Raw genomic sequence first — 16316 nt, 5'->3', positions numbered from 1 at the left:
TGCCCGTGTTCGCCGTGGGCATAGCGGTCGCGGCGGCGCTCGGGGTCACCGTGCGAGCCCCGCCCGAACGCGGGCGGCGAGCGCCGCGCCGCCCCCCGCGAGGTGGGCCGCGGAGACGCGGACGACGAACCAGCCTGCGGCGGCGAGCGCCTCGCACCGGACGAGGTCGCGGGCCCACTGCTGGGGGTCGGTCCGGTGGTGCTCGCCCTCGTACTCCACGGCGACCCGCGCATCGGGGTAAGCGAGATCGACGCAGGCGATCACCTGTCCGGCAGCGTCGCGGACCTCGTGGTTCAGCTCCGGTTCGGGCAGGCCTGCGTCGACGAGGAGCAGCCGGCACCATGTCTCACGCGGAGAGGCGGATCGGGATCGGATGCGTGGCAGCGCCGCGCGAAGCGCCGGCCCACCCACCCTCCGGCGGGCGGATGCTGCGGCGAAGAGCTGCGCGAGGGTGGCGAGCGGTGGCGGGTCGTCTCGGAACATCCGCTCCCGCACCGCCGCATCGCCGGCAGCGACGAGATCGTACGGGTCGCGCAGCATCGCCCCGAGCGCTGCCCAGGTGCTGGCGGGCGAGGTGAGCGGCACTCCGTGCGTCGGGTGCTCGACGACGTGCGCCGACGCCGGATGGACCTCGTGGCCGCGGATCCCGCTGCGGCGGGTGTGGCGGGTGGGAGTGAACACGGCGACGTCGAGCCCCTGCTGGACGGCGGGCCACAGGACGTGCGCAGGGAGCGGAAGACCCCACAGCACCGCAGCGGTGACGTGACTGAAGAACTGGTTCTCGGGCATGAGCGGGCGATAACGCATCGCGCCGATGACGATCTCCTCTTCGGGGAAGCCGGGTTCCTCTGAACGCGCGAGGCTTCGCGCACCCCAGAAGGGCGTATCCAGGTCGCGGCCGCGGAGGCGTTTCGGGGTGACACCTGCGCGCAGCGCGTCGCGCACGCAGAAAGACGCATCCAGGATCGACGGGAGTTCACTCGGCATCCCGTCATCGTCGTCTCGACGTGTGCATCTCCTGGTTCCCCGGAGCGCGATCGTGGACAACGCGCTGCTCACCCGTCGCTGTGCAGGAGAGAAGCTCTCCCTCTCCTCGCTTCCTCGCTTCCTCGCTTCCCCCGTCACCTTCTGCCCCTATCTCCCCCACCCCAGGGGCGAATCGTGACGGGGGAGCAAAGGGCGTCGAGCTCCCCCGTCTACTTCTGCCCTTCGACGGCGTCGGGAAGGGCAGAAGTAGACGGGGGAGGCAGCGAGCGCGGGGCAGGGGCGCGCAGGCGCGCGGGCGCACGTGGCGGAGGCGCGCGGGGCGGCGGGAGCGCGTGGCGGGCGGGCGCGCGAGCGGGCAGGGCGGGGGCGGGCGGGCGGGGGCGCGCGAGCGCGCGCCGCGCGGCTCAGGGGCGACCGAGAACCGGAACCCGGATGTCGGCGAACTCGCCGCCCGACAGCACCGCCGTGACGGCCGCGTCGTCATCCACCGCCCCGGTCACCGCGACCACGGTGACCCGCGGCGCCATGTCGGCGGTGCACACCTGGTCGGCGACCGGCTCGGCGAAGCGCACCTGCACCTCCGCGCCCGCGGCCTCGGCGGACTCCAGCACCGGAGCGCACGTCGACGAGCCCCAGCTCAGGATCAGCATCATGTCGTCATCGGCCCACCCCGCGCTCGGCGCGAACTCCTCGGGCACGGCGATCTCGCCCTCGAGCCCGTCGAGGTCGGTGTCGTCGGCGTAGGTGCCCGTGACGACGATCTCGAGCTCGCGGGTCGGGTCGACGCCCTCGGGCACTCCCACGTACGACCCGCGCGGCACGAGGTCGCGGGTGCAGGCCTCGCCCTCGGGGTCGCTGATGTCGACCGTCAACACGCCGTCGGCGTACGTCGGCTCACCGACCACCGGGAGGCACGACGACGACCCATACGTGACCAGTCCCACGCCGCGGCCGCCGTCGAGCCACGCCGCTTCGACGTCATCCGTCACCACCGCACCACCCGACGACGGCTCCGGCGACGCCGACTGCGAGGAAGACGACGTCGGCGACGCCGTCGCCGTGCCGCTGCTCCCCGACGGGGTTGCACACCCGGCGAGCAGCGCCGCCCCCGCCGCGAGAAAAGCGAGACCGAGAAGGAGGCGTGGGCGTGTCATGACCACATCATCCCGCGAACAGCGACCCGCGTCATCCGTCTTCTGAAACGCCCTACTGCAGCGCCGACGTGAGCCGCGCGATGTTGTCGAGCACGGTCGAGCGCAGCGGCTGCTTCTGCCACTCCTCGAGGGTGAGCTCCCGCGAGAGCGAGCGGTACTTGTCCTCGACCCCGCGCATCTCGCGCACGAACTCCTCGCCGCGCACGAGCATCGAGATCTCCATGTTGAGACCGAACGAGCGCATGTCCATGTTGCTCGACCCGATGACGGCGATCTCGTCGTCGATCGTCATGCACTTGGAGTGCAGGATGTAGGGCTTGCGGTACATCCAGATCTTCACCCCCGCGCGCAGCAGCACCTCGTAGTAGCTGCGCTGCGCGTGATAGACCATCGCCTGGTCGCCCTCCTCGGAGACGAAAAGCTCCACCTCGAGGCCGCGCTGGCAGGCGGTCGTGATCGCCAGGAGCAGCGCCTCGTCGGGCACGAAGTAGGGACTGACGATGATGATCCGGCGCTGGGCGTAGTAGAGCAGCGCGGCGAACAGGCGCAGGTTGTTCTCGGAGTCGAACCCCGGCCCGGACGGCACGATCTGGCAGTCGAGGTCGCCGTGGCTGGATTCGACCTTGAACAGGTCGATCTCGTCGGTGAGGATCTCGTCGGTCTCGCTGTACCAGTCGCTGAGGAACACCGCATTGATGGATGCCACGACGGGACCGTGCAGCCGCACCATGAGGTCGACCCAGTGCAGCCCGCGCTTGATGTTCTTGCGCAGGTTGTAGGTGGAGTCGGTGACGTTCTGCGACCCCATGTAGCCGACCTTGCCGTCGATGACGAGGAGCTTGCGGTGGTTGCGCAGGTCGGGGCGCTGGTACTTGCCCTTCAGGGGCTGCACCGGGAGCATGAGCTTCCAGTACGCCCCCATCGCATCGAGCCGGCGGAGCGTCTGCTTGTAGAACGGCTTCCCCCGGTTCGCCCAGTGATCCAGCAGGACCCGCACGACCACACCCCGCGCGGCGACCTCTTCCAACGCGGCGAAGAACTTCTCCGTCGAGGCGTCGGTCTGGAGGATGTAGAACTCCACGTGCACGTACCGCTCGGCGCCGCGGATGGCCTCGGCCATCTCGTCGAGACTCTCCTGGTAATCGGATATCAGGTGGGCGTCGTTGTCTCCGGCGAGGGGCATCGCTCCGAGGGTGCGGTTCATCGTCACCAGGGACTGGAACCACTGCGGGGCGTGAGGACGCAGCGTGCCGAAGTCGAGGCCCGCGCTGGTGTCGCGGATGTACTGGTTGATGGCGTCCTGCTGGCGGCGGCGCTTGCGCGGCAGGCGCGGGTTGCCGATCAGCAGGAAGAGGAACACCCCGATCAGGGGGATGAAGTAGATGGCCAGCAGCCATGCCATGGCGGCGGTGGGGCGGCGATTGCGCGGCACGTAGATGACCGCGAGGATGCGCACGATGATGTCGAAGACGAACACCAGGATGAGCCACCACGACGCATCCAGTGTGATCTCGATCACGACTCCCCCCGTTCGCCCCGCCCGCCCCTGTCAGCGTAGCGGGCTGCGCCGTCAGCGCCCGGCGGCAGGCGCCGGAGGTGCGGGCGCGTCGGGCGACGCGGCGGCGGGCGGAAGTCCGCGCTTGGCGCGTTCCTGCGCCTCGATCCGCGAATAGGCGCGGCGCTCGTTGCGGTCGGCGTGGAGGATGCTGCGGAGGATCCAGAAGAACAGGGCACTGACCACCACGGTGGGAAGGAGCGTCCACGCCGCCGCGATCCAGAAGCCGTCCATACCCTCCAGGATACGCGGGCGGCCCCGGGCACGGCCCGGGAGACGACGGATGCCGCGGTGCGACCTCTCCTGCACAACCGGCCCGAGTCGCGAGTTGACCACAGACTGCCTCGGCGCGCCCCTACGGGCACGCGCCTCAGACGAAGGTCGGGGGCATGACCACGATCGTGAGGGCCGCCACCGCGGCCGAGTTCCTGTCCTTCGTCCCGCGCATGCTGGGCTACCTTCCGACCGACAGCGTCGTGCTGATCCCCTTCGAGGGGAAGCGCACGCTGGGCGCGATGCGCGTGGATCTGCCCACGGTCGCCGACCTCGACGCGGCGGCGGCCACCTTCGTCGGCCTCGTCTGCCGGATCGAGGCCGCCGACGCGGTGGCCGTGGTGGTCTTCACCGGCGAGCGCTTCGACGGCGGGAGGGCGCCGGCGACCGCGTTGGCGGAGGGCATCGCAAACCGGGCGGATGCGAGCGGCCTGCGCGTGGTCGACATGCTCTGCCACGCCGCCGACGGCTGGGCGTCCTACCTCGACGCGGACACTCCGCCCGGGGGCAGGCCGCTGTCCGAGGTCGACGTCGACGCCCTCCCGGCCGCGCTCGCCGACCTTCCCGTCGCGGCGGGAGACCAGTGGTCGGGCGCCGAGCTGCCTGCGGTCGACCTGGCCGAGAAGGAGCGCGTCGGCCACGCCCTGCAGTCGATCCGCGTCGCCATCGAGGGGTTCGGGTCGGCGGCACCGGGCCCGGGAGTGCGCGTGGACCCGCGCGGCCTGGAGGCGGTGTGCCTGCTGGATGACCTTCCCGCCCTGTTCGAGGAGGCGCTGCAGTGGAACCCCGCGATGCTCGACCCGTTCGATGCGGCACTGCTGCTGTGGTGCCTGGATCGCCCGGCGACGCGCGACGTCGCCCTGGTGCAGTGGTGCGACGACATCGATCGCGGAGATGAGGCGATGGCCGCGCAGCTGCGCTGGGAAGCGGGGGAGCCCTACCCGGCCGACATCGCCAAGCGCATGTGGGGCGAGGGGGCGCAGCCGTCCGCCGAGCGGCTGCGTGGCGCGCTCGAGGTGACCCGCCGGGTCGCTGCCGCGGCACCCCGCGCCGTCCGGCCCGGCCCTCTCGCCGTCTGCGCCTGGCTGTCGTGGGCCCTCGGCCGATCGACCCACGCCGAGTGGTACGTGGCGCGGTCCGCCGAGATCGACCCGTCGCACGGTCTCACCGGGATCGTCCTGGGAATGGTGCGGGGTGGCCATCTGCCTGAGTGGGCGTTCCCCCGCACGGGGCTCTGGCACCCCGAGGACGCGAGGGGACCGGTTACTTGACGAGCGGGAAGAGGATGGTCTCGCGGATGCCGAGCCCGGTGATCGCCATGAGGAGCCGGTCGATCCCCATGCCCATGCCCCCGGTGGGGGGCATGCCGTGCTCAAGGGCGCGGAGGAACTCGTCGTCGATGCGCATGGCCTCGACGTCGCCGCGCGCGGCGAGCTTCGCCTGCTCGACGAACCGCTCCCGCTGGATGACCGGGTCGACGAGCTCGGAGTACCCGGTCGCGAGCTCGAAGCCGCGGACGTACAGGTCCCACTTCTCCACCAGGCCCGGAATCGACCGGTGCTCGCGCACGAGGGGGCTGGTGTCGACGGGGAAGTCCATGACGAAGGTCGGACGAGTGAGACCGGGCTTGACGAAGTGCTCCCACAGCTCTTCGACGAGTTTGCCGTGGGTGGCGTGCGGGGGTGCCTCGACGCCGACCTCGGCGGCGAAGGCCAGCAGGTCGTCGAGCGATGTCTCGGGGGTGATCGCCCGGCCTGCCGCATCCGAGAGGGAGTCGTACATCGACAGCCTCTCCCACTGCCCGCCCAGGTCGTACACGGTTCCGTCTGCCCAGGTGACGGTGGTCGAGCCGGCGACCGCGACGGCGGCGTTCTGGATGAGCTCCTGCGTGAGGTCGGCGATGCCGTGGTAGTCGGTGTAGGCCTGGTAGGCCTCGAGCATCGCGAACTCGGGGCTGTGGGTGGAGTCGGCGCCCTCGTTACGGAAGTTGCGGTTGATCTCGAACACGCGGTCCAGCCCCCCGACCACCGCGCGCTTGAGGAAGAGCTCGGGCGCGATGCGCAGGTACAGCTCGGTGTCGAACGCGTTCGAGTGGGTGACGAACGGCCGGGCCGAGGCACCGCCGTGCTGCACCTGCAGCATCGGCGTCTCGACCTCGATGAAGTCGTGGGCGGTGAAGGTCTGGCGGAGGCTCGCGTTCACCGCGGCGCGGGCGCGGACCGTCGCGCGGGCCTGATCGCGGACGATGAGGTCGAGGAAGCGGCTGCGTACCCGACCCTCTTCGCTCAGTTCGCCGTAGACGTTGGGAAGCGGCAGCACGGCCTTGGCGGCGATCTGCCACGACGTGGCCATGATCGACAGCTCGCCCCGGCGGCTCGAGATCACCTCGCCCGAGACGAAGACGTGATCACCGAGGTCGACGAGCTCCTTCCAGCGCTGCAGAGACTCCTCGCCGACGGCGGCGAGCGAGATCATCGCCTGGATGCGACTGCCGTCGCCCGACTGCAGGGTGGCGAAGCACAGCTTGCCGGTGTTGCGGCTGAAGACGACCCGCCCCGCGACACCCGCGGTCACCCCGGTCTCGGCGCCCGCCTCGAGGTCGCCGAACCGCGCCCGCAGCGCCGGGATCGTGTCGGTCACCGGCACCGCCACCGGGTAGGCGCCACCCGCGGCATCCTCGCGCTCGGCGATCAGTCGCTCGCGCTTGGCCAGGCGCACCGCCTTCTGCTCGAAGACCTCTTCCTCGCTGGGTTCGGAGACGTCTCCGGCGACGGCAGCACCGGACGGGGGCGCGGGCGAATCGGTCATGAACGGGCTCCTCGGGGGTCGCCGACAAGTCTATCGACGGGCATCGGGGCACCCCTCCGGCTCCGTCGACCCACCCCGGCGCATCATCGCCGGCGGGCGGCGGTCACTGCAGGGAGATCTCGGTGTTGTCGATGAATCGGTGGCCGGCGACGGTCGCGGCGATGAGCGCGAGCGCGCGCCCGCGGTGCCCCTCGTCGACGGGGAGGAAGGTCGCGGGGTCCACCACGGTGAGGTACTCCAGGTTGATCCGGGGCTCGCCCATCAGGGCGGACTGGGCCGCGGCGATGCAGGCGTCGACCCCGCGGTCGGCGTTCGAGGCCGCAGCATCGAGGGCGACCGTGAGCTTGCCGGCCGCCTGCCGATCGCGGTCTTCGAGCAGGGATGCGCGAGTCGAGACGGGCAGCCCGTCGTCGCCGCGGACGGTCTCGACCGTCGCGACGTCGATCTCGAAGAACAGGTCGCGGATCATCCGCTCGACCAGGAAGATCCGCTGCCGGTCGCGGAGTCCGTAGACGGCGACATCGGGCTCGACGAGCTGGAACAGCTTCGCCTCCACGGTGAGGAGGCCGTCGAAGTAGAAGGGGCGGAAGCGGCCCTCGTACCGCAGGCCGAGGTCTCCTGCGCTGATCTTCGTGGTCGCCGCTCCTGTCGGGAGGAGATCGGCGGTCCCCGGCTCGAACACCACGTCCACGCCGAGGGACTCCAGCAGCAGACGGTCGGCGTCGGGCGTGCGGGGATATGCCTCGAAGTCAGCCGTCGTGCGGAAGCGGAGGGGATTCACGAAGGTCGACACCACGACGATGTCGGCGCGCTCACGGGCGGTGTCGATGAGGTCGATGTGGCCGTCGTGCAGCGAGCCGATGGTGGAAACCAGCGCCACTCTCGCCGCCGGGGCGTCGCGACGGGCCTCTGCCAGGCGGCTGCGCAGCGCCTCGGGGGTGCGGATCATTGGTCGATCGTATCGGCGGGCGCGCCTTCGGCCGTCGCCGGCCGTACCGCAGCATCCCTCCTGTCGAGAGCCGCGCCGTCGCAGGCCGTGACAGCGAGCGGATCGTCGTGTCCAATGGACACCATGCCCCCGGGACAGGACGCCGACGTCGCGCTCGCCGAGGTCCACCGCGCGGAATGGGGGCGGATCGTGGCGGGGCTCGCGCGCCGGTTCGGCGACCTCGACCTTGCGGAGGAGGTCACGGCCGAGGCGTTCGCCGTCGCCGTCGAACGATGGGCCACCGACGGCGTGCCCCCGAACCCGGGCGCCTGGATCACGACGACGGCGCATCGGAGGGCCATCGACCGCCTTCGGCGCGAGGCCCGGCGTGACGACAAGCACCGCGAGGCCGTGCTGCTCGCCGACGACTCCCCCGCTGAACCGGTGGGCGCGGTCGCGGACGACCGCCTGCGGCTGCTCTTCGCATGCTGTCATCCGCTCCTGGGCCTCGAGACCCGGGTGGCGCTCACGCTCCGGGTCGTCGTCGGGCTCACCGTCGAACAGATCGCCCGCCTGTTCCTCGTGCCGCCGACCACGATCGCGCAGCGCATCACGCGGGGGAAGGCGAAGATCGGGGCGGCGCGCGTCCCGTTCCGTGTGCCCGAGCGGGACGACCTCCCCGAGCGCACCGCCGCCGTGATCGCGGTGCTGTCGCTGATGTACACCCAGGCCTACGCTGGGACCGGAGACGCCCCCGACCGACTGCGCCGCGACCTCCTCGACGAAGCACTCCGGCTCGCGCGCGAACTCCACGCGCTTCTCCCGGGCGACGTCGACGTCGCCGGACTCCTCGCCCTCCTCCTCGCCTCGGCCGCGCGCGTGCCCGCCCGCGTCGCCGCCGACGGCACGCTCGTCACTCTCGCCGAGCAGGACCGCGGCGCGTGGGACCGCGACCTGATCGCGGAGGCCGACGCGCTCCTGGGCGAGCGGCGGCGAAGGGGCCGCGCCGGCGGCATCCGTCTCGGACGCCACGAGCTGCTCGCCGCCATCCATCTCGTCCACGCGCACGCCCCCGATGCCGGGAGCACCGACTGGGCGCAGATCGTCGCGCTCTACGAGATGCTCGAACGGGTCGACCCGAGTCCGATCGTGGGCGTGAACCACGCGATCGCCGTCGCTGAGGCGGACTCGCCCGAGGCGGGCCTGGTCGTCCTCGCCCGGCGCGCGGACGACCTCGCCGGGCACTACGCCTTCCACGCCGTCCGCGCGCACCTGCTCGCCGCCTGCGGCGACGCCCCCGGGGCGCACCGTGCGTACGATCGGGCGATCGCGCTCGCGCCGTCCCCGGGGATGGCGGAGCTGCTCACCGCACGCCGCGACGCGGGCGCGCCCCTCGCCCCGAGATGAATTCCGGGCCGCCTGTCGTATCGGACCCCTCCCGTTCGTCGCTTGTTCGAGAGGGCTTTCCGCCCCCATCACACACGGAAGAGGAACAGATGAGCAACAGGTATCTGGTCATCCACATGACCGACCCCACCGGCACCGACATCTCTCGGGACGACGACCAGCGCATGCTCGAGGGCTGGCTCGCCGAGGGCGAACAGAACGGGATGCTGCAAAGCGGCGCTCCCACGGCGCCGGCCGATGAGGCCAAGTCCGTGGTGGTCCGCGACGGGCGCGCCCTCATCACCGACGGGCCTTTCCCCGAGTTCACCGAGTGGTTCGCCGGGTACGACGTCATCACGGCGGAGTCGATCGACGATGTCGCGGCCCTCATGACCAAGCACCCGACCGCGATCGCCGGACGGGTGTACGTGCTGCCGCTGGTGAAGCTCCCCTGGGACGAGAACTGAATGCGTCCGCGGCGTCCGGGAATGCTCGGGCGCCGCGGGGCGCTTCACTCCTCCATGACGAACATCACGCAGCCTGCACTGTCATCCGGCACCTTCCGCATCGGCGGCGACCTCGAGGTCAACCGCCTCGGCTACGGAACGATGCAGCTCACCGGGCCCGGGGTCTGGGGCCCGCCGAAGGATCACGACGAGGCCATCCGCGTTCTGCGGCGGGCGGTCGAGCTCGGTGTGAACTTCTTCGACACCGCTGAGTCGTACGGCCCCTACGTCGCCGAAGAGCTGCTGAAGGAGGCGCTGCACCCCTATGCCGACGACGTCGTCATCGCGACGAAGTCCGGCCTGACCCGCACCGCCCCGAACGTCTGGCCGCCGCTCGGGCGCCCCGAGTTCCTGCGTCAGGGCGCCGAGATGAGCCTTCGCCGCCTCGGCCTCGAGCGCATCGACCTCTTCCAGCTGCACCGGATCGACCCGAAGGTGCCGCTCGAAGATCAGGTCGGCGAGCTGAAGGCGCTGCAGGACGAGGGCAAGATCCGCCACATCGGCCTGTCGGAGGTAACGATCGACGAGGTGAAGGAAGCGCAGAAGATCGCCGAGATCGTCACCGTCCAGAACCTCTACAACCTGCAGACCCGCGACGCCGAAGACCTGCTCGACTGGTCTGAGGAGCAGGGCATCGGCTTCATCCCGTGGTTCCCGCTCGCGACGGGCGGTCTCACCGGCGATGACTCTCCGCTTACCGACATCGCGGCGCGGAAGGGCGCGACCCCCGCGCAGATCGCTCTCGCGTGGCTGCTCAAGCGCTCTCCCGTGATGCTGCCGATTCCGGGCACGTCGAGCGTCGCCCACCTCGAGGACAACATGCAGGGGGCGGTCATCGAGCTGACCGACGAGGAGTTCGCCGAGCTGTCCGCGCTTCGCAGCTGAGCGCGGGAACTCACCCTCGCGGGTGGGGAGTGCACCCTCGCGTGGCGGGCGGGGGCGGATCAGGGTCCGGGCGGATCGATCGCCGGGGAGTCCGCGCGCGTGAGGGCGTGATCGATCGTGGTGTGCACGAGGCTCGACAGATACCGGCCCGGGTCCTCCACCCCGGCGCTGGTGAGCAGCCCGGCTGCCTGCGCGATGATCGACCGCGAGAACTCCGTCGCGATCGAGATGGCCTCGGCGTAGGCCTGCCGCCGGTCTTCGGCGACCTCGACGGGCTCGCAGCCAAGCTCGACCGCGAGCGCCTGGGCGATGGGCAGCACCGGCGCAGGCGCCGTCACCGCCGCGTAGGCGTGGGTCAGCTGCCGCAGATCGATGGATGACCCTGTGAAGGCGATCGCGGGGTGAATCGCCAGCGGGATGGCGCCGCGCGCCGTCGCCGGCTGAAGCACCTCGATCCCGTACGAGGCGTCGGTGTGCAGCACGAGCTGACCGGGCTGCCACGCGTCCACCGCGGCGAGGCCTGCTACCAGGCCCGGGAGTTCCGCGCGCGGAACGGCGATCACGACGAGGTCGCTCCCCGCGACGACCTCGACCGGGTCGACCACGGGCACATCGGGCAGCACCGCGTCGACGCGGTCGCGATCGGAGCCGGCGGTGATCCCGACGATGGCGTGCCCGGCGCCGCGCAGGGCGGCGCCCACCACGGGTCCGACCCGGCCCGCTCCGATGATGCCCACGCCGAGGCGGCCGTCGCGCCTCACGGCGACACCTCCGTGCGACGCTCCGCCTCGGCGGGGTCTGCGGGCGCGGGCTCGGCCATCGTCGGCGCCGCATCCGTCTCCCGCGCCGCGAGATCGACGGGCTCCTCCCCCGCCCAGCGGTGACTGCGGTCCGTCGAGGCCGCCACGATCGCGGCGGCCTCGGTGCGCTCGAACAGCGACACCGCGTCATCCCGATCGATGATGCCGAGCGACCCGCTCACCCGACCGATCACCGTGTGCACCTGCACGTTCGCCACACGCAGCGCCCGGTCGACCGGTCCCTGGGCGATCGCGACGCTCTGCATGCGCGCGAGCGGGAAGATCGCGAGCTTCCGCCAGACGAATCCACGGCGCAGGAACAGCGCATCGCGTGTGGCGAAGGCGCCGTTCCGCCGCCAACTGGTGGGCCGGAGCCACGCCGCGCGGCGCGGGGTCGTCACGTACGGGTCGCCGGCCTCCGGCCCGAGCACGCCGTGCTGGAAGACCAGCGGCCACTCCTCGCGGGGAAGATGGGGCAGCAGCAGTCCCAGCACCCGCTCCACGTCGGCGCGGGTGCCCACCGGCAGGACTGTGGCGAACTGATCCGACCCGGCGGCCTCGAGGCCGCGCCCCGACAGTCGGTTGACCGTGATGGCCCACCACCCCGCGGGGCGCCACAGGATGGGCTGGCTGATCTCGAGGGCGTGGATGCGACCGGGCGGAAGCGTCTCGGTGACGGTGGTGAACAGTCCGAAGGTGATGCGCACCCCGCTGGAGGTGGGGGCGATCGAGTAGCGGAGGGATCGGGTGATCGTGCGGACCCAGTAGGCGCCGAAACCGAGAAGCGCGGGGATGGCGGTCAGGAGCAGCCAGGGCGTGCCGAGCACCGAGGCGACGATGATGGCCGCGACGAGCACCACGAAGAACAGCAGCGAGCCGTCGAGGAGGTGCGAGGCGATGAGGCGGCCGACGGGGATGTTCACGACCGAGTCCGGCTCGTCGGCGGGGTCTTCGGCCCCCTCGATCATCTCGGTGAGTCCGGCGGCGAGGGTCGACGCGGCCGCCGACACACCGCGGCCCGACGTCGCCGCCGCCTGACGGGCCTCGGCGAGGCGCCGGCCCGACGCCAGGCGCAGGATGTCGGCGCGCACCGCCTCGGCGTTGGCCGTGGAGAGGTACTCGAGCTTGACGTTGCCGTCGGTTCCGGCTCCGACGACCTCGAGCTTCGCCATCCCCATGAGCCGGGCGATCATCGGCCGGGTGAGGTTGACTCCCTGCACCCGGTCGAGCGGGGCGCGGCGCTGGGTGCGGAACAGCACGCCGCTGCGCACCTCGACGTCGTCGCCGGTGATCCGGAGGGTGTGGAACCGCCACGACAGGTAGAAGACGCCGACGAGAACGATGACGACGACGATCACCGCGCCGAGGGCGACGAGGAGGAGCCCGCGTTCGAAGATGAAGTCGAGCGGATCACCGGTCTCGAAGTCGCCGGGATCGACCTCGGGCACGAAGATCGGCACGACCCCCTGGATGAGCCGGTCGCGGAAGTTGGCGATGAGGATGCCGGCGATGATGACAAGGGTCAGCCCGCCCCGCAGGAGCGGGGTGAGCGGATGCAGGCGGTGCCACTCGCCGTCGCTGAGCGGCGATCGGGTCGGCGCGGCCGTCGTGGTCACAGTCCCGTCCGACGGGTCTCGGCGACCTCGATGAGGGTGTCGCGCAGCTGCTCCGCCGCCTGCTGGGTGAGGCCCGGCAGGGTGACGCCGGTCACGGCGGCCGCGGTGACGATCTTCAGCTGCGCGATCCCGAAGCCGCGGTCGAGGGGGCCATGGGTGATGTCGACCAGTTGCATGCGCCCGTAGGGGACGGCCACGATGCGCTGCCAGAGGATGCCGCGGCGGAACACCAGGTCGTCGCGGCGGAGCTGATAGCCGTACGAGCGGGCCTGGCGCGGGGTGACCGCGAGGACCGCGGCGAGGATGACGAGCAGGATGGCGGCCGGGATCACCAGCCACCGGAAGTCGAACGCGAAGACCGCCACGAGACCCCCGACGAGCACCAGCAGCAAGAACAGGCCGGTCGTGATCAGCTGTACGCGCACATAGGCCTTGGCCAGCTGGTACCAGGTGCCGTCGCCGAGCGGGAGCCGCGCCTCGGAGCGCGGCTCGACGATGCGATCGAACGCGCCGGCGGTGAAGACGGCCGGGTCGTGATCGGCGTGCCGGACCTCGTCCGCGTCCAGCGGAGCGGCAGGCGCGGCAGGCGCCGCCGACGCCTGCTCAGTGGGCGCCGGGCTGGAGTCCGGGGTCGGAGCCTCCGGGCTGTTCGTCATCGTCATCCTTCCGGATCGTGCAGAACTGCTCGGCGACCAGGCCCGCGACCACCAGCAGCACTGCGCACAGGGCCGTCGCGATGACGGCCCCCAACGAGCCTAGCGAGGGCGGCACCGGCCGGGTGAGGAGGAAGAGGGCGAGCCCTCCGGCGATTCCCGTGACGATGGCTCCGACGAGGCTCGACGCCTTCGCCAGAACCGCGATGCGCAGCGCCCGGAACGGATCCACCGGGGCGGCCGCTCCCCGCGTCGCGCGGCGGATCGGCACGGCGAGGGCCACGATCACCACCGCCAGCAGCACCAGGAGGATCGGGAGCGAGACGGCGGGAGTGAAGGTCGCGCGCCCCGCCGAGGTGAGCGCCTGGTCGATCACGAAACCGATCGCCACGCCGAGGACCGCGACGACGACGAGGACGAGCGGGCGCGTCCGCCTCACGAGGGCTCCCGCAGTCGGGAGAGGATGTCGGCGACGCGGCCGACCCCCGGGAGGACCGCATCGGGGTCGACCTGCAGCCACGGCCCGAGGACGAAGTCGCGCTCCGCGGCCCGAGGGTGCGGGAGGATCAGCACCGGCCCCTCGCTGGTGACCTCGCCGTACGCGATGAGGTCGAGATCGAGCGTGCGGTCGGCCCACCGCTCGGCCCGCTCGCGGCCGTGCCGCGCCTCGATGGCGTGCAGGTACCCGAGGAGCACGGTGGGCGCGAGGCGCGTGGTGAGAAGCGCCACGGAGTTGAGATACGCAGGGGCCTCAGCGTCGCGGCCCTCCGGCGTCAGCGCGACCGACTCGATCGGCGACGCTGTCCTCACGTGCGTCACGAGGGGCAGGCGCGCGAGATCGGTCAGGGCCGCCTCGAGGGTCGCCTTCCGGTCGCCGAGGTTCGACCCCAGCGCGACCACGGCGATCGCCTCGTCGCGACGGCGCGGCGCGTCATCCGTCTGCAGTCCTTCAGCCAGTCGGCGACTCATCGGCATGCCCTTCTGTGTCGGTCCGCCGCCGTGTGATCGTCACCGAGACGTCGGCGAAGGTCAGCGGAATCGGCGCCTGCGGTTTGTGGACGGTGACGCGGACGGCGGAGACGCGCGGCCGCGCGAGCACCGCACGGCCGATGCGGTCGGCGAGCGTCTCGAGCAGGTTCACCGGGTCGCCAGCGACGATCGCGGCGACCTCCTCGGCGACCTCGCCGTAGTGCACGGTGTCGGCGACGTCGTCGCTGGCCGCCGCGGGTCGGGTGTCGAGTGTCAGGTCGAGGTCGACGACGAAGTCCTGGCCGTCCTGCCGCTCGTCGTCGTAGACGCCGTGGTAGCCGAAGACCCGCAGACCCGTCAGCGCGATCGTGTCGCCGTCCACCGACGCTCTCCCTCCCACGCCTCGGCGACGCGGAGCGCGTCGCGTGTGGCGCGGACGTCGTGCACACGGACGCCCCACACCCCCTCGCGCGCGGCGAGCGCGCTCGTGACCGCGGTGGCGAGATCGCGCCGATCTTCGGTCGCCTCGTCGAGCGCCCCGGTCGGGGTGCCGCCGGCGACGAGCACCTCGGCGAGGAACCGCTTACGGCTGGTTCCGACGAGCACGCGGGGGCCGATGCCGAGGATGCGCGGGAGTCCTCGCAGCACCGACCAGTTCTGGTCGCCGCGCTTTCCGAACCCGATGCCCGGATCGAGGATGACGCGGGATGGCGCGATGCCGGCGACCGCCGCCGCCTCCAGACGCGCCGCGAGCTCGGTGACGACCTCGCGGACGACGTCGCCGTACTCGGCGCGGGCGTACATGTCGCTCGAGGGTCCACGCCAGTGGCCGAGGACGACCTCGGCGCCCGACCCGGCGACGGCTGTGAGCATCCCGGGGTCGGCGAGGCCGCCCGAGACGTCGTTGACGATCGCGGCCCCCGCCTCGACGGCGGCGACGGCTGTCGAGGCGTTCATCGTGTCGATGCTGACCGTCGCCCCTTCGGCGGCGAGCGCCCGGATCACGGGGAGCACGCGCTCCTCCTCGACCGACGGTGCGACCCGCTCGGCACCGGGACGGGTCGACTCGCCGCCGATGTCGACGATGTCGGCCCCGGCGGCACGGAGGGCGAGCCCGCGGGCGATCGCGGCATCCTGCGCGAGGTAGCGCCCGCCGTCGCTGAAGGAGTCGGGCGTGACGTTGACGATGCCCATCACGACCGTCATTCGCGCGGCGCTCCCATGAGCAGCATGAGCTCGGTGCGCGCGGCCGGGTCGGTGAATTCGCCGCGCGCGGCGATCGTCACCGTCGAGGCATCCCGCTGGCGTTCGCCCCGGAAGGTGACGCACCCGTGCGTCGCCTCGAGGACCACCAGCACACCGCGGGTGTCCAGTGCGTCCCAGATGGTGTCGGCGATCTGCTCGCCGAGGCGCTCCTGCACCTGCGGGCGCGAGGCGAGCACGTCGACGACCTTCGGCAGCGCGCCGAGACCGACGACCTGCTCCCCCGGCAGGTACGCGATGTGCGCCTTGCCGCGGAAGAGCAGGAGGTGATGCTCGCAGACGGAGCGGAAGTGGATGTCGCGGAGCATCACCGCGCCCGAGGGCAGCGTGTCGGGCGCCGGGCCGCGGCTCACCGAGATGGTGTGCGAGAGCGGCTCGGCGGGATCCTCCCCGACACCGGCGAAGAATTCCGCGTAGGCGTCGGCGACGCGCTGCGGCGTGAGCTTCAGCCCCGGACGATCGGGATCCTCCCCGATCGCGGAGAGGATCTCGGTCACGAGCGCGGCGACGCGCTCTCGATCAACGGCCACGGG

General features: G+C 71.7%; 18 protein-coding genes. 4 read left to right on the top strand and 14 right to left on the bottom strand.

Features of this window, described 5'->3' with window-relative positions; genetic code table 11:
* Nucleotides 1-45: 45 nt before the first annotated feature.
* The 4 genes from T9R20_RS01485 to T9R20_RS01470 all read right to left on the bottom strand — a co-directional run bounded on the left by T9R20_RS01485 (nt 46) and on the right by T9R20_RS01470 (nt 3930).
* A complete protein-coding gene (locus tag T9R20_RS01485) occupies nt 46-987 on the bottom strand; it encodes a hypothetical protein (protein ID WP_322410795.1) in 942 nt (313 codons plus the stop codon).
* 404 nt (nt 988-1391) lie between these two features.
* On the bottom strand, nt 1392-2141 hold the full coding sequence (locus T9R20_RS01480) for a hypothetical protein (protein ID WP_322410794.1): 750 nt from the start codon (nt 2139-2141) through the stop codon (nt 1392-1394).
* 52 nt (nt 2142-2193) lie between these two features.
* Nucleotides 2194-3660: a cardiolipin synthase gene (gene cls / locus T9R20_RS01475; protein WP_322410793.1), complete on the bottom strand. Its 1467-nt coding sequence runs from the start codon at nt 3658-3660 to the stop codon at nt 2194-2196.
* 51 nt (nt 3661-3711) lie between these two features.
* A complete protein-coding gene (locus tag T9R20_RS01470) occupies nt 3712-3930 on the bottom strand; it encodes a hypothetical protein (protein WP_322410792.1) in 219 nt (72 codons plus the stop codon).
* Nucleotides 3931-4085: 155 nt separating this feature from the next.
* On the opposite strand from T9R20_RS01470, the gene T9R20_RS01465 reads away from it, so the two are divergent.
* Nucleotides 4086-5240, top strand: a complete 1155-nt coding sequence (locus T9R20_RS01465) for a DUF4192 family protein (protein ID WP_322410791.1) — start codon at nt 4086-4088, stop codon at nt 5238-5240.
* On the opposite strand, the gene lysS is transcribed toward T9R20_RS01465, so the two are convergent.
* A complete protein-coding gene (gene lysS / locus T9R20_RS01460) occupies nt 5233-6777 on the bottom strand; it encodes a lysine--tRNA ligase (RefSeq protein WP_322410790.1) in 1545 nt (514 codons plus the stop codon). The genes T9R20_RS01465 and lysS overlap by 8 nt on opposite strands.
* A gap of 103 nt (nt 6778-6880) precedes the next feature.
* Entirely contained in the window at nt 6881-7726 is an 846-nt protein-coding gene (panC, locus tag T9R20_RS01455; RefSeq protein WP_322410789.1) for a pantoate--beta-alanine ligase, read from the bottom strand.
* A gap of 123 nt (nt 7727-7849) precedes the next feature.
* Here panC and T9R20_RS01450 point away from each other — a divergent pair, with 123 nt between their 5' ends.
* The 3 genes from T9R20_RS01450 to T9R20_RS01440 all read left to right on the top strand — a co-directional run bounded on the left by T9R20_RS01450 (nt 7850) and on the right by T9R20_RS01440 (nt 10482).
* Nucleotides 7850-9112, top strand: a complete 1263-nt coding sequence (locus T9R20_RS01450) for an RNA polymerase sigma factor (protein ID WP_322410788.1) — start codon at nt 7850-7852, stop codon at nt 9110-9112.
* An 89-nt stretch (nt 9113-9201) separates the two neighbouring features.
* Entirely contained in the window at nt 9202-9558 is a 357-nt protein-coding gene (locus tag T9R20_RS01445) for a YciI family protein (RefSeq protein ID WP_322410787.1), read from the top strand.
* Between the two features lie 54 nt (nt 9559-9612).
* The gene (locus tag T9R20_RS01440; protein WP_322410786.1) at nt 9613-10482 is read left to right on the top strand and encodes an aldo/keto reductase; all 870 of its coding nucleotides are present in this window, start codon (nt 9613-9615) and stop codon (nt 10480-10482) included.
* Nucleotides 10483-10541: 59 nt separating this feature from the next.
* Here the strand turns inward: T9R20_RS01440 and T9R20_RS01435 are convergent, their stop codons facing one another.
* The 8 genes from T9R20_RS01435 to folE are packed head-to-tail and all read right to left on the bottom strand — an operon-like array spanning nt 10542 to nt 16313.
* Complete coding sequence (locus T9R20_RS01435) at nt 10542-11243, bottom strand: Rossmann-like and DUF2520 domain-containing protein (protein WP_322410785.1); 702 nt, start codon at nt 11241-11243, stop codon at nt 10542-10544.
* The gene (locus T9R20_RS01430; protein ID WP_322410784.1) at nt 11240-12898 is read right to left on the bottom strand and encodes a PH domain-containing protein; all 1659 of its coding nucleotides are present in this window, start codon (nt 12896-12898) and stop codon (nt 11240-11242) included. Before T9R20_RS01430 ends, T9R20_RS01435 begins: the two co-directional genes overlap by 4 nt.
* A complete protein-coding gene (locus tag T9R20_RS01425; RefSeq protein ID WP_416182925.1) occupies nt 12895-13554 on the bottom strand; it encodes a PH domain-containing protein in 660 nt (219 codons plus the stop codon). The genes T9R20_RS01430 and T9R20_RS01425 overlap by 4 nt, the downstream gene beginning before the upstream one ends.
* A complete protein-coding gene (locus T9R20_RS01420) occupies nt 13502-13990 on the bottom strand; it encodes a DUF3180 domain-containing protein (RefSeq protein WP_322410783.1) in 489 nt (162 codons plus the stop codon). Before T9R20_RS01420 ends, T9R20_RS01425 begins: the two co-directional genes overlap by 53 nt.
* Complete coding sequence (folK, locus tag T9R20_RS01415; protein ID WP_322410782.1) at nt 13987-14520, bottom strand: 2-amino-4-hydroxy-6-hydroxymethyldihydropteridine diphosphokinase; 534 nt, start codon at nt 14518-14520, stop codon at nt 13987-13989. Before folK ends, T9R20_RS01420 begins: the two co-directional genes overlap by 4 nt.
* Nucleotides 14501-14902, bottom strand: coding sequence for a dihydroneopterin aldolase (folB, locus tag T9R20_RS01410; RefSeq protein WP_322410781.1), 402 nt, complete (start codon nt 14900-14902; stop codon nt 14501-14503). The genes folK and folB overlap by 20 nt, the downstream gene beginning before the upstream one ends.
* Nucleotides 14878-15726: a dihydropteroate synthase gene (folP, locus tag T9R20_RS01405; RefSeq protein ID WP_322410780.1), complete on the bottom strand. Its 849-nt coding sequence runs from the start codon at nt 15724-15726 to the stop codon at nt 14878-14880. The genes folB and folP overlap by 25 nt, the downstream gene beginning before the upstream one ends.
* Nucleotides 15723-16313, bottom strand: coding sequence for a GTP cyclohydrolase I (gene folE / locus T9R20_RS01400; protein WP_322410779.1), 591 nt, complete (start codon nt 16311-16313; stop codon nt 15723-15725). The genes folP and folE overlap by 4 nt, the downstream gene beginning before the upstream one ends.
* Nucleotides 16314-16316: the final 3 nt, after the last annotated feature.

Source organism: Microbacterium invictum (assembly GCF_034421375.1).
Classification (GTDB): domain Bacteria; phylum Actinomycetota; class Actinomycetes; order Actinomycetales; family Microbacteriaceae; genus Microbacterium; species Microbacterium invictum_A.
This window is presented reverse-complemented; position numbering and strand designations above follow the sequence as displayed.

Coding starts and splice junctions, on each gene's coding strand:
- T9R20_RS01465 (WP_322410791.1), top strand. CDS start 4,086: ATGACCACGATCGTGAGGGCCGCCACCGCGGCCGAGTTCCTGTCCTTC.
- T9R20_RS01450 (WP_322410788.1), top strand. CDS start 7,850: ATGCCCCCGGGACAGGACGCCGACGTCGCGCTCGCCGAGGTCCACCGC.
- T9R20_RS01425 (WP_416182925.1), bottom strand. CDS start 13,554: ATGACGAACAGCCCGGAGGCTCCGACCCCGGACTCCAGCCCGGCGCCC.
- folK (WP_322410782.1), bottom strand. CDS start 14,520: ATGAGTCGCCGACTGGCTGAAGGACTGCAGACGGATGACGCGCCGCGC.
- T9R20_RS01445 (WP_322410787.1), top strand. CDS start 9,202: ATGAGCAACAGGTATCTGGTCATCCACATGACCGACCCCACCGGCACC.
- T9R20_RS01440 (WP_322410786.1), top strand. CDS start 9,613: ATGACGAACATCACGCAGCCTGCACTGTCATCCGGCACCTTCCGCATC.
- panC (WP_322410789.1), bottom strand. CDS start 7,726: ATGATCCGCACCCCCGAGGCGCTGCGCAGCCGCCTGGCAGAGGCCCGT.
- lysS (WP_322410790.1), bottom strand. CDS start 6,777: ATGACCGATTCGCCCGCGCCCCCGTCCGGTGCTGCCGTCGCCGGAGAC.
- T9R20_RS01480 (WP_322410794.1), bottom strand. CDS start 2,141: ATGACACGCCCACGCCTCCTTCTCGGTCTCGCTTTTCTCGCGGCGGGG.
- T9R20_RS01485 (WP_322410795.1), bottom strand. CDS start 987: ATGCCGAGTGAACTCCCGTCGATCCTGGATGCGTCTTTCTGCGTGCGC.
- folP (WP_322410780.1), bottom strand. CDS start 15,726: ATGACGGTCGTGATGGGCATCGTCAACGTCACGCCCGACTCCTTCAGC.
- T9R20_RS01470 (WP_322410792.1), bottom strand. CDS start 3,930: ATGGACGGCTTCTGGATCGCGGCGGCGTGGACGCTCCTTCCCACCGTG.